We start from the raw sequence: 12573 nt of genomic DNA, 5'->3' as shown, positions 1-12573 counted from the left end.
GGTCAGCGTCCCTCGAACCGGGGGACGCGTTTTTCCAAAAAAGCCACCACGCCTTCGGCAAAGTCCCGTGTGCGCCCGCATTCGCCCTGCAGATGGGCCTCGACCTGCAGCTGCTGTTCCAGCGAATTTTCCCACGTGCCGCGGATCGCCTTCTTGATCGCGCCGAAACCTGCGGTCGGACCCTTGGCCAGATACTCGGCGCGCTTGCGCCAATGGGCCTCGAATGCGTCATCTGCCACGGCTTCGTAGATCAGGCCCCAGTCATCGGCCTGACGGGCGCTGATCTTGTCAGCGAACAGTGCCGCCCCCATCGCTTTGGCCATCCCCATCTGGCGCGGCATGAACCAGGTACCGCCGGCATCGGGCAACAGGCCGATCTTGGCGAATGCCTGCAGAAAATAAGCGCTTTCGGTCGCGATCGTCACATCGGCACACAGCGCCAGGTTGGCCCCGGCCCCGGCAGCCGGACCGTTGACGGCGGCGATCGTCGGGACCGGGCAATCCCAGATTGCCTTCAGCATCGGCTCGTATTCGTCCCGCAGCGTGCCTTCCAGGTCGATCTTGCCGGTGCTCGAGGCATCGCCCAGATCCTGGCCGGAACAAAAGGCCTGCCCCGCCCCGGTCACGACCACGGCCCGCGCGTCATGGGCGGCCTGTTTCATCGCGTGGGTGATCTCGGCCCGCATCTGGGTTGTCAGCGCGTTCATCTTGTCGGGCCGGTTCAGCGTCAGCACCGCCAGACCGTCCGTGATGTTCAAAAGCACCGTTTCGTATTCCATGAAGTCCTCACCTGGCACAGATTTTCCCGAACCCTGACGCAATTGCCCGGCAAGGGAAAGTCAAACCACGCGTCAGTCTTCCAGAATACGGCGCAGCCGCTCCTGCTCTTCCTCGCTCAGAGCGTCGGTTTCGGCCGTTGCGGCGCTGCGGGCGCGCAGGAAACTCCAGCCCATGATTGCCGCGATCAGAAACATGATCGGCCCGGCCAGCCACAGCAGCAGGTTCACCCCCGTGGTCTTGGGCTTGAGCAGAACATATTCGCCATAGCGGTCCACGATGAAGTCAACCGCCTCTTCGTCCGTATCGCCGGCCACCAACCGTTCCCGAACCAGCAGGCGCAGGTCGCGCGCCAGGTCGGCGTTGCTTTCGTCGATGCTTTCGTTGCGGCAGACCAGACACCGCAGCCCGGCGCTGATCTCACGCGCGCGCTGTTCCAGAACCGGGTCGTCCAGCACTTCGTCCGGCTGCACCGCCAGCACGGGCGAGGCCAGCAACATCAGAACAAGGATCAGGCGTTTCATTCCGCTGCAACTCCTGCGGGCATGTTTTTGCGCGCCCCCGCCGCCACGCGGAACCGGCGGTCGGACAGGCTGAGCAGCCCACCCAAGGCCATCAGGATGCAGCCCCCCCAGATCCAATTTGCCAGAGGCTTGATATACGTCCGAATGACCCAGCCGCCGTCATCCTGCTGGTCGCCGATCACAACATAGACGTCACGCAGAAAGCGGTAGTCGATCGCCGCTTCAGTGGTGGGCATCGCCGCCACCGGATAAGTGCGTTTTTCGGGGTTCAGGGTTGCGACGGTTCGGCCATCTTTTTCCACGAGGACATCCGCCATGGTCGAAAAATAGTTCGGGCCCTCGACCTCGCGCACCCCCTGCAGGGTGAAGGCAAACCCTCCGACCTCGAATGTCTCGCCCACACGGGCGACGCGGATGTCTTCGACCTCCCAAGCGGTCAGGCCGGCGATGGCGAACATCGTGATGCCCAGCCCGGTGTGGGCCACAGCCTTGCCCCAATCTGCCCCCGGCAGACGCATCAGGCGCGCCACGCTGCCCTTGCGGCCCGTTCGGCTCCACAGGTCGACGATGGCGCCAAAGGTGATCCAGGCGCCCAGGAACAGCCCCACAGGCCCCAGCGCGCTGCGCCCCGTCTGTACCACCCAGACGAGGATCGCCAGCGACACAGCCAGAACGAAGGCATAGCGCAACTGCCACGCAACCCGGCCCAGCTTGCCCCGCTTCCACGGCAGCATAGCGCCCAGGGGCAGCACGATCCCCAATACCACCATGAACGGCGTGAACGCGGCGTCAAAGAACGGCGGCCCCACCGACAGTTTCCGGTCGAACATCATCTCGGCCAGCATCGGCCACATGGTGCCAACGAACACGACAAAGCTGCTGACGGCCAGCAGGATGTTGTTCAGCACCAGCGCGCTTTCGCGGCTGACCATGCCGAACACCCCTTTGGCCTCCATCGCCTGCGCCCGCGCGGCGAACAAGGTCAGCGCGCCGCCGACGAAGACCACAAGGATCAAGAGGATGAACACCCCGCGCTCGGGGTCATTGGCGAAGGCATGGACCGACGTTAGAAGGCCCGAGCGCACGATGAAGGTTCCGATAAGCGAGAAACCAAAGGCGATGATGGCCAGCAGGATGGTCCAGCTTTTCAGCGCCTCGCGCTTTTCGACCACGATAGCCGAATGCAGCAGCGCGGCGGCCAGCAGCCAAGGCATGAACGAGGCATTCTCGACCGGGTCCCAGAACCAGAAACCACCCCAACCCAGCTCGTAATAGGCCCACCAGGACCCCAGCGCGATGCCAATGGTCAGGAAGATCCACGCCGCCAGCGTCCACGGCCGCACCCAACGGCCCCACGCGGCGTCGATGCGCCCCTCGATCAGGGCCGCGACCGCAAAGCTGAACGCCATGCTTAGCCCCACATAGCCCAAGTACAGGAATGGCGGATGGAAGGCCAACCCCGGATCCTGCAGCAGCGGGTTCAGGTCGCGCCCGTCAAACGGGGCCACGGGCAGCCGGTCGAACGGGTTCGAAGTGAACAGGATGAAGGCATAGAATGCCACGCCGATGGCCCCCTGCACCGCCAACACCCGCGCCTTCAGCGTAGGCGGCAGGCCGCCGCCGAAAAAGGCCGCCATGGCGCCAAAGATCGCAACGATCAGCACCCACAACAGCATCGAGCCCTCATGGTTGCCCCAAGTGCCGCTGAGTTTGTACAGCATCGGTTTGGCCGAATGGCTGTTCTCGACCACGATCCGCAATGAAAAGTCCGACGTCGCGAAGGCCCAGACCAACGCGCCGAAGGCGAACCCGGTCAGCAGAAATTGCGACACCGCGGCCGGTTCGGCGAAAAACATCCACGAAGGCCACCGCTTTGCCGCGCCGATCAACGGCACGACACTTTGCGCAATGGCCACCAGAAAGGCGAGTATAAGGGCGAAATGTCCAAGCTCGGTAATCATGCGCCCGGTATACCCTCGCCCCGTGCCGAGCGCCAATCACTTTCGCCGCCCTTACGCGCACATAGTGTCGCGCCTCAGGCCCGCAGACGCCGCCAGTCGTCCAGCGCCGGGTTGGGGTCCGGGGCGGTCAGTTGGGCCGTCAGTTCCGCATCCGTGCCCGGGTCGGCTGCGCCGGGGCTGTCCGCCCGCATCTGGCGCAGCGTCTGAAGGTTGGCCATCACCTGCGGCGCGCGCATCATCGTGACCGAGATATCGCGTTGCAGATCCTGCACCTTGGCCTGATGCCGCGCCCCGAAATAGAAGGAAACGATCACGCCCAGCAGCCACCACAGCGGCTCGGGCACCAGCGCGATGCCCTGCATCCGCGCCGCAAACCACAGCGGATCGACCATCGCCGCCACGAACAGCCCTAGCGTGCCCAGGGCCAGCGCCGGGCGTGGAAGCCGGTTCAGCCCGTCCATGAACCGGTCGAATCCGCCTTTGCGCGGCACCGCAAATTCGGCGCCGAACTGGCTCATGGCCTGCCCGCGCATCTCGACGTCGCGCACGGCGCCGGCCTCGGCATTTTCTCGGAAAACTTCGGCTGTTTCGCGCACCACGTTGCGTCCGCCCCCGAACAGCAGATCGAAAATTCCCGCAATCAACCCCATACTGCGACCCTTTCGTGAAACTCCGATTCACTCAGATGGTAGGACGGAGACAGAAACGCCTCGGCCCGACGGATCCATCCGCCCTTGCCGCCGGTCCGGCTACGCACATATTTGCGCGAGGCCGGTCGCCGGTCGGCCAAACGGAAATAATAGTTCCGCCGCGCCACCCCGTAGGCATCGCGCAGCGCCATCGGATCGGGTACGGCGGCCTGCGCGCAAGCCGCGGCGGTCTGTAGCCCCATCACCCCGTCAACGATCACCGCGAACCCCATCTGCACCAGCAGGCGCTGCAGAATGCGTACGGACTGGGCCCCAGCGTTGACATACATGTCGAACAGCGACGGCTGCAGCGCCTCGGGGGCAAGCCCAAGCCGGGGTTTCCGGAAAAAATGCCCGATGAATATCTCGACCGCCTGTTCCCGGCTCAGCGCCATCACGTCGCGCCGGTCAACCACGCCATCATCCGTCAGGTCGACCCCAAGGCGGCGCATCGTGTGGATGGTGACGCCGTATTTCGTGGCCCCGCCCGGGTCATCCGGGTCATCGACGAACCCACCTTCGCGGGCCACGATCTCCCACGCGATCTGCCGAACCGTCTGCATGCTGCACCTCTGTGTTCTCGTGCAGCCAAAACTCGGCCAAAAGATTTAATGCCTTGAAGCGACAGCGGGCGTTGCCCGGCCCTACCGCGCAACGCCCGCCTCGATCAACCACCGTGCGGCAGTGCCAGGATCAGCTCTCGCCGGCCTCCTTGTATACACCCTGCTCTTTCAGGGCGTCCATGACCTCTTTGGGCATGTAAGTCTCGTCGTGTTTCGCGAGGATTTCGGTAGCCTGGAAAACGCCGTCGACATAGCTGCCGGTGCCGACCATGCCCTGGCCCTCGGAAAACAGGTCAGGCAGCACTCCGGTGAACGACACCGGAACGCTTTCACCGCCATCGGTCACGACAAAGCGCACCGTCTCGCCCTGCCCGCGCACGATTGACCCTTCTTCGACCAGCCCGCCGATGCGGAACACCTCGTTCGGCGCCGGCGGTTCGGCGATCACCTGGCTGGGCGAGCGGAAATAGTTGATCCCGTCTCGCATTGCATAACCGATCAGGCCCGTCGCCAGGGCCAAGGCGACGAAAGCCAACAGAATGATCTGTACACGACGACGTTTCTTCAGCGTCTTCATCTCGCCCTCATGGGAACAGTGGGGCCATCATCAGCCCCGTCGTTTCAGGTTCACCTAACATCAGGTTTGCGTTCTGCAAGGCCTGCCCACTGCTACCTTTTGTCAGGTTATCCAGCGCCGCGATCACGATGGCACGGCGTTCGATCCTGTCAGCAACGACGCCTATGTGACAGAAGTTCGACCCGCGCACATGGTGGGTCGAAGGCGTCTCGCCAAAAGGCAGCATGTGGATGAAGGGCTCGTCCGCATAAGTCGCACACAGCGTTTCATATACGCTCTGCGGGTCGCCCTTTACATACGAGGTCGCCAGAATGCCCCGGTTCGCGGGGATCAGGTGCGGCGTAAACTGGATGTGAACCGCACGGCCGGCCAGCTTCGAGAACTCCTGATCGAACTCGCCCAGATGCCTGTGGGTCCCGCCGACGGCATAGGCGTTGGTGCCTTCGCTCAGCTCGGCGTGCAGAATGTTCTCTTTCAACGCCCGCCCTGCCCCTGAGACAGCGCATTTCAGATCAAGAATGATGTCATCCAAATCGATCACCCCGGCCGAGATCAGCGGCCGCAGCACATATTGCCCCGTCGCCGCGTTGCACCCGGTGCCTGCAACCAGCCGGGCGGTGCGGATCTCGTCGCGGTAGAACTCTGTCAGGCCGTAGACAGCCTCGGCCTGCTGTTCCAACGCGACATGCGGGTTGCCATACCATTTCTCGTATTCCGCCGGATCGCTCAGCCGGAAATCCGCCGACAAATCAACGACTTTCAGGTCAGAGGGCAACTCGCGGATCACTTCCTGGCTGGTCTTGTGCGGCAGCGCGCAAAAGCACAGGTCGATCTGGCCAAAGTCTATTTCCGAGATCTTGCACAGGCGCGGCAGGTCCAGATGGCGCAGATGCGGAAACACCTCGGCCATGGTCTGCCCGGCCTTGCGCTCGGCCGCCAGAGCGGTGATTTCCATGTTCGGGTGTTCGGCGATCAGCCGCACCAGTTCGGCACCGGTATAGCCCGAAGCGCCCAGGATTGCGATTTTGTGGGTCATGTCAGACCTCGTTCCTTAATGTGTCACGACTGGCAACCATCGCATGGACGGTTCCCCCGAATAAATCCGCGCGCCGGCCCGGTCCTTGACCGAAGTCAGGCGGCCTGAAAGGTGATTTGTCGTCGCAGAAACTGCGTTGCCCGGTCGCTGACCTTCTTGGGATCGCCCGTGGTCAGGAACCCGGCCTCACCGGTGCCCAGCATGCCGGGGTGCCGCTTCAGATAGTCGGCAAGGCTTTCGGCAACCAGGTCACCCTGGCTGAACACCTGCACGTCCGGCCCCAAGGCCACCTGGAAGGCCTCGGCCATCAGCGGGTAGTGCGTGCAGCCCAGAATCGCCGCCTGCGGATGCGGCATCTTGCGCTTCAGCGCGTCCACATGGCTGCGCACCAGGGCCTCGGCCAAGATCATGTCGCCTTCTTCGATGGCATCGACCACGCCACCGCAGGCCTGCGCCTCGACATCCACGCCGATGGCGCGGAACGCTAGTTCGCGCTGGAACGCACGGCTGGCCACGGTCGCCGGCGTGGCAAACAGGGCCACGTGCTTGACCGCCACTTCGCGCGGGGGGCTGTTGTCGCCCCACTGGCGCTCGGTCAGTGCTTCGATCAGCGGGACGAACACACCCAGAACGCGCTTGCCCTGGGGCACGCCCTCTTCCTGCATCCGCCGCAGCGCCGCGGCGCTTGCCGTGTTGCAGGCCAGAATCACCAGATCGCAGCCGCGCGACCACAGGTCCTGCACCGCGTTTCGGGTCAGGTTGTAGATATCCTCGGCGTCGCGCACGCCATAAGGCGCGTGCGCGCTGTCTGCGTAATATAGGAAATCCACCTCCGGCAGACGTGTCTGCGCGGCGTTCAGGACGGTCAGCCCGCCCAATCCGGAATCAAAGATGCCTACTGCCATTTGCCCCTTCAGGCGCGATGCCGTTCCTCGAATTCATAGCCATAGTCATACGACTTCAGCGGCTTCGGAGACAGCTCATACGTGGCTTTGCGCAAGAAATCCATCATCTTGCGCGTATCGCCGGCCAATGGGTCCAGAACGTCGCGGCCGATGGGCTGCCCCACGACCACATCAACCGGGGTATCGACGCGCTTTCTAAACTCTTTGATCAGCAAACCCATGCGCAGCGTCACATGCAGATGGCTGGCAATCTGAAACAGCCGCGAGGTGTGCCCATCGAAGAACAAAGGCACCACGTTGGCGTTTGATTTGGCCACCATCCGCGCGGTGAAACCGCGCCAGCCCGGGTCCATCGGGTGCGCGAACGGCCGGGCCGCCGTACTGACCGTGCCACCGGGAAAAATTCCGATTGCGCCACCCTGCCCCAGATAATCCAAGGCGGTTTTGCGAGTCTGCAGGTTCAGCCGCATCGCCTCTTTGGTCTGATCGAAGGATATCGGCAGGATAATGCGGTTCAGGTCCTCGGCCTTGTGGAACACATGATTGGCCAGAATCCGGAAATCTCCACGGGTCTGGGACAGCACATGCCCCATCATCAATCCATCCAGGATCCCGTAAGGATGGTTGGCGATCAGGATCAGCGGGCCGTCCTTGGGGATGTTGGACAGCGCCCCGCCCACCACATTCAGGCTCAGCCCGTAGCGTTCGACCATGACCGACCAGAAATCGCGGCCATTGGCGACCTCTCGCTCGTAACCATCCGCGCGCCGGATCAGGCGCAGCCGACCGGTCGTGTTCTCCATCAGTTTGATGACCATGCGCCCACCCCGCGTTTCAGCAGAATGGGCGTAGGAAATATCCCGAGCGACTTGGCGACGTGATTTCATCACGGGTCTCCGGCGAGGCCGTCATCGGACGGCGCGGACACTGATCCTACCGCGCCTCCGTGACACCGATGTGACGTTACTCGGCCGCAGCCCGCGTCTCGGTCCCTCCCTGCCGGATCACGGCCAGAAGTTCCTCACGCCGCTTGGCGGCCTTGGCTTCGTTGGCGGCCAATACCGGACCGAAACCGCGGATGTCCAGCGGCAACCGCGCCAGCGCGACAATCGCATCGCGGGTGTTGTCATCCAGCTTGGGCAGGACCTCTTTCATGTCCTTCTCGTACTGACGGATCAAGGCCCGCTCCATCCGGCGCTCCGCGGTATAACCGAAGACGTCCAGCGGCGTGCCACGTAGCCCCTTCAGCTTGGCCAGAACCTTCATCGGCCACAGAAGCCATTCGCCGAATTGCCGTTTGCGCGGACGCCCGTCCGGCCCTTTGCCTCCCAGGATCGGCGGAGCAAGGTGGAAGGTCATCTTGATGTCGCCGTCAAATTCGGCGGCGGCCTTGTCGCGGCTGTCCAGCAGCAGGCGGGCCACTTCATATTCGTCCTTGTAGGACAATAGCTTGTGATAGCCACGCGCGACGGCATCCCGGACCTTCGGGTCTTCGATCGACTCGACCAGCTTGAGATAGCGTTTGGACAACCGTTTGCCCTGATAGGCCACCAGATGATCGGCGCGGAACGCGATGGCCTGCTCGGGCGTCTTGGGCAACTCGGTCACCGTGGGGGCCACGATGCGCGCCACTTCCTCGGGGTGAAGAACCGCCCAGCGGCCGACCTCGAAGGCGCGCTTGTTGCGCTCGACCGCGGCGCCGTTCAGCTCGATCGCGGTCATAATCGCCTCATGGCTGACCGGCAGCAGACCGCGCTGCCACGCCGCCCCGAACACCATCATGTTGGAATAGATCGAGTCGCCCATCACCGCGCGTGCCAGCTCGGTCGCGTCGAACAGGGCCAGCCCGTCCTTCAGCCGCGCCTCGAGCGCTAATTCCAGCCGGTCGACCGGAATGTGGAACTCGGTGTTGCGGGTGAAATCGCCGGTGATGATCTCGTGACTGTTGACCACCGCGCCGGTCTGACCAGTGCGCGTCAGCCCCAGCGTCTTGGCCCCGGCCGACACCACGAGGTCGCCGCCGATCAGCGCATGCGCCTCGCCGGTGGCCACGCGAATGGCGCTGATGTCCTCGGGCTTGTTGGCCAGGCGACAGTGGATGTGCACCGCGCCCCCCTTCTGCGCCAACCCGGCCATTTCCATCATGCCCGCGCCTTTGCCGTCGATCTGCGCGGCCTGCGCCAGAACCGCCCCGATGGTCACGACTCCGGTGCCGCCGACGCCCGTGATGACCACGTTATGCGTGCCCTCGATCTGCGGCAGAACCGGCTGCGGCAGATGGGGGATGTCGATTTCGGTGGTGGCTTCCTTGCGGATCTTGGCACCTTCCAGCGTGACGAAGGACGGACAGAACCCGTTGAGGCACGAGAAATCCTTATTGCAGCTGGACTGGTCGATCGCCCGCTTGCGTCCCAGCTCGGTTTCCTTGGGCACGATCGAGACACAGTTCGACTGCACCCCGCAATCGCCGCAGCCTTCGCAGATGTCCGAGTTGATGAAGACGCGCTTGTCCGGGTCCGGGAAGGTGCCGCGCTTGCGGCGGCGGCGTTTCTCGGCGGCGCAGGTCTGGACGTAGACGATGACCGACACGCCTTCGATCTCGCGGAACTTGTTCTGAACCGCCATCAGCTCGGCCCGTTCGTGGATTTCCACGTCGCCGGGCAGCGCCTTGAAGTTCACGTCTTCCTTCTCGTCATAGACGACGGCCACATGCTGGACGCCCATGGCCTTGACCTCGCGCACAATGCGCTCGGCGGTCAAATGGCCCTCGTTCTCCTGCCCGCCGGTCATGGCGACCGCATCGTTGAACAGGATCTTGAAGGTGATGTTGGTTCCGGCCGCCAGCGCCGCCCGGATCGCCTGAACGCCCGAATGGTTGTAGGTGCCATCGCCCAGGTTCTGGAACACGTGTTTCGTAGTCGAGAACGGCGCCTCACCGATCCAGTTGGCGCCTTCGCCGCCCATCTGGGTAAAGCCGGTGGTCTCTCGATCCATCCACTGCACCATGTAGTGACAGCCGATCCCGGCGTAGGCCCGGCTACCTTCGGGCACCTTGGTCGAGCTATTGTGCGGACAGCCCGAGCAGAAATAGGGCAGCCGCGTCGCGATCTCCTGCGCGTTGTCGTTGCGGCGGGCCTCGTGCAGGCTGGCCAGCCCTGCGCGGATTCCGTCGGTTTCGCGACCTTCCTCGATTAGGATCTCGCCCAGCTTCTCGGCGATCATGATCGGATCAAGCGCCCCACGGGTCGGGAACAGCTCTTCGCGGTGCAGCGTGCCTGCCCCGCCCTTGTACCAGCCGTACACGCGACGTCCGCGACGGTCATCAAAGATCGCCTCTTTGACCTGCACTTCGATCAGCTTGCGCTTTTCTTCGACGATGATGATCAGGTCCAGCCCCTCGGCCCAATCATGGAACCCCTTCATGTCCAACGGGAAGGTCTGGCCGATCTTGTAGGTGGTGATACCCAGCCGTTCGGCCTCGGCCTCGTCGATGTTCAGCAGCGACATGGCGTGCACCAGGTCCAGCCAGTTCTTGCCCGCCGCGGCAATGCCGATCTTGGCCCCGGGCTTGCCCCAGACCCGCCGGTCCATCCGGTTGGCGTGCGAGAACACTTCGGCCGCGAACCGCTTGTAGTCGATGATCCGCGCCTCCTGCAGGTGCGGCGTGTCGCCCAGACGGATGTTCAGCCCGCCCTCGGGCATGTCGAATTCCGGCGTCACCAGCTGCATCCTATCGGGCCGGCCATCCACGACCGAGGTCACCTCGATCGTATCCTTCATCGTCTTGAGCCCGACCCAGACCCCGGCAAACCGGCTGAGCGCAAAGCCGTAGATTCCATAGTCGAGGATTTCCTGCACCCCGGCCGGGCTGACCACGGGCATGTACATGTCGACCATCGACCATTCAGATTGGTGCAGCACGGTCGAACTTTCGCCGGTGTGGTCGTCACCCATCGCCATCAGAACGCCGCCGTGCTTGGCGGTTCCGGCCATGTTGGCGTGACGCATGACGTCGCCCGACCGGTCCACACCCGGCCCCTTGCCGTACCATAGGCCGAACACGCCGTCATACTTTCCATCGCCGCGCAGACCCGCCTGCTGGCTGCCCCACAGCGCCGTCGCGGCCAGGTCCTCGTTCAGGCCGTACTGGAACACCACGTCGTTTTCGGCCAGCTGCTTCTGCGCACGAGACATCTGCAGGTCGACCGCCCCCAAAGGCGAACCCCGGTAACCAGTGACCAGACCGGCAGTATTGAGGCCCGCCGCCCGGTCGCGTTCCTTCTGCATCAGCATCAGGCGCACCAGCGCCTGCGTGCCGTTCAGAAGAACCGGGCTTTTGGTCAGATCGAAACGGTCGTTGAGCGAAATCTTTGGCTGACTCATCAGACGCCTCCCCACGTCGGAACAGTGTGCTGCATTTGCCGTCATTTTAGGTCACAATTTCTGACCTGTATAGGAAAATCCCCCTGCAGCGTAACGATTTCCGCCTTTGAATGTGGAACTTGCTACCTGTTTCATATAGTTCTGCGAAAACATAACGAAAGTTGCGACGATGAATTGGGACAAGCTCAGAATCTTTCACGCGGTGGCGGATGCCGGCAGCCTCACGCATGCCGGCGACAAGCTGAACCTGTCCCAATCCGCCGTCAGCCGCCAGATTCGTGCCTTGGAAGAGGCGTTGGGCGCCACGCTGTTTCATCGCCACGCGCGCGGCCTGATTCTGACCGAACAGGGCGAGCTTCTGTTCGATGCCACCACCGCCATGTCCAAGCGGCTGGAAACTGCCGCCGCCCGCATCCGCGACAGCGAAGAAGAGGTGTTTGGCGTCCTGCGCGTCACCACCACATTCGGCTTCGGCACGCTGTGGCTCGCCCCACGCCTGCCGAAACTGTACGAACAATACCCCGATCTCAACATCGATTTGATGCTGGAAGAGCGCGTCCTCGACCTGCCCATGCGCGAGGCCGATGTCGCGATCCGCATGAAGGAACCCAGCCAGGCCGATCTGGTGCGCAAACGCCTGATGACCGTTCGGATGATGCTCTATGCAACGCCTGAATACCTCGAGATGCACGGCGGAGCGCCACAAACGCTGGAAGACATTTCCAAGCACCGTCTGATTTGCCAGACACCCTCGGCCCCGCAAGTTGGCGTCGGAGCCACGATGGTCAGCCATCTTATGACGTATGAGCCCAGCTCGTTGCTGACCGTAAACAACTATTTCGGCGTCCTTCAAGGTGTGCTGAACAACCTTGGCATTGGTGTTTTGCCTGACTACGTAACCGAAGATTTTCCCAACTTGGTTCCGATTCTGTCGGATATCGAAACCGCCGAGGTGCCTGTCTATCTGGCGTATCCCGAGGAACTACGTCACTCGAAACGGGTCGCAGCTTTCCGTGACTTCGTGCAGGAGGAGATCATCGCGCACCGCAAGCATCTGAAAGAGCTGGGAAAGCTTTAGCCATGCACGAATCGCATAGCGGCCATGAAGACTCACGTGCAAAAAATTCTTGATCGTTCACAAACTGATCCCTAAATGAC

Annotated in this window: 11 protein-coding genes; 1 reads left to right on the top strand and 10 read right to left on the bottom strand. The window is 62.9% G+C overall.

Features of this window, described 5'->3' with window-relative positions; all coding sequences use genetic code 11:
• Positions 1-2 precede the first annotated feature (2 nt).
• The 10 genes from AC2FMM_RS14985 to AC2FMM_RS14940 form a co-directional block, all read right to left on the bottom strand.
• Complete coding sequence (locus AC2FMM_RS14985) at positions 3-779, bottom strand: enoyl-CoA hydratase-related protein (protein ID WP_496679892.1); 777 nt, start codon at positions 777-779, stop codon at positions 3-5.
• 72 nt (positions 780-851) lie between these two features.
• A complete protein-coding gene (locus tag AC2FMM_RS14980; protein ID WP_496796985.1) occupies positions 852-1301 on the bottom strand; it encodes a cytochrome c-type biogenesis protein in 450 nt (149 codons plus the stop codon).
• Positions 1298-3262, bottom strand: a complete 1965-nt coding sequence (locus tag AC2FMM_RS14975) for a heme lyase CcmF/NrfE family subunit (RefSeq protein WP_496741261.1) — start codon at positions 3260-3262, stop codon at positions 1298-1300. Before AC2FMM_RS14975 ends, AC2FMM_RS14980 begins: the two co-directional genes overlap by 4 nt.
• Before the next feature lie 74 nt (positions 3263-3336).
• On the bottom strand, positions 3337-3912 hold the full coding sequence (locus tag AC2FMM_RS14970; protein ID WP_496688301.1) for a holin family protein: 576 nt from the start codon (positions 3910-3912) through the stop codon (positions 3337-3339).
• Complete coding sequence (locus AC2FMM_RS14965) at positions 3903-4514, bottom strand: holin-associated N-acetylmuramidase (RefSeq protein ID WP_496796984.1); 612 nt, start codon at positions 4512-4514, stop codon at positions 3903-3905. Before AC2FMM_RS14965 ends, AC2FMM_RS14970 begins: the two co-directional genes overlap by 10 nt.
• 130 nt (positions 4515-4644) lie before the next feature.
• Entirely contained in the window at positions 4645-5091 is a 447-nt protein-coding gene (gene ccmE, locus AC2FMM_RS14960) for a cytochrome c maturation protein CcmE (protein WP_496679880.1), read from the bottom strand.
• A gap of 7 nt (positions 5092-5098) precedes the next feature.
• Positions 5099-6127, bottom strand: coding sequence for an N-acetyl-gamma-glutamyl-phosphate reductase (gene argC, locus AC2FMM_RS14955; protein WP_496679879.1), 1029 nt, complete (start codon positions 6125-6127; stop codon positions 5099-5101).
• A gap of 95 nt (positions 6128-6222) precedes the next feature.
• Complete coding sequence (locus AC2FMM_RS14950; protein ID WP_496796983.1) at positions 6223-7032, bottom strand: glutamate racemase; 810 nt, start codon at positions 7030-7032, stop codon at positions 6223-6225.
• 8 nt (positions 7033-7040) lie between these two features.
• Positions 7041-7919, bottom strand: a complete 879-nt coding sequence (locus AC2FMM_RS14945) for a lysophospholipid acyltransferase family protein (protein ID WP_496711156.1) — start codon at positions 7917-7919, stop codon at positions 7041-7043.
• Positions 7920-7995: 76 nt separating this feature from the next.
• On the bottom strand, positions 7996-11415 hold the full coding sequence (locus tag AC2FMM_RS14940; protein WP_496796982.1) for an indolepyruvate ferredoxin oxidoreductase family protein: 3420 nt from the start codon (positions 11413-11415) through the stop codon (positions 7996-7998).
• A gap of 169 nt (positions 11416-11584) precedes the next feature.
• Here AC2FMM_RS14940 and AC2FMM_RS14935 point away from each other — a divergent pair, with 169 nt between their 5' ends.
• Positions 11585-12493, top strand: a complete 909-nt coding sequence (locus AC2FMM_RS14935; protein WP_496679870.1) for a LysR family transcriptional regulator — start codon at positions 11585-11587, stop codon at positions 12491-12493.
• Positions 12494-12573 lie beyond the last annotated feature (80 nt).

The organism is Ruegeria sp. BHSC043 (genome assembly GCF_059612985.1).
Note: the sequence above shows the minus strand (reverse complement) of the source record. Positions and strands in the feature narration are given on the sequence as shown.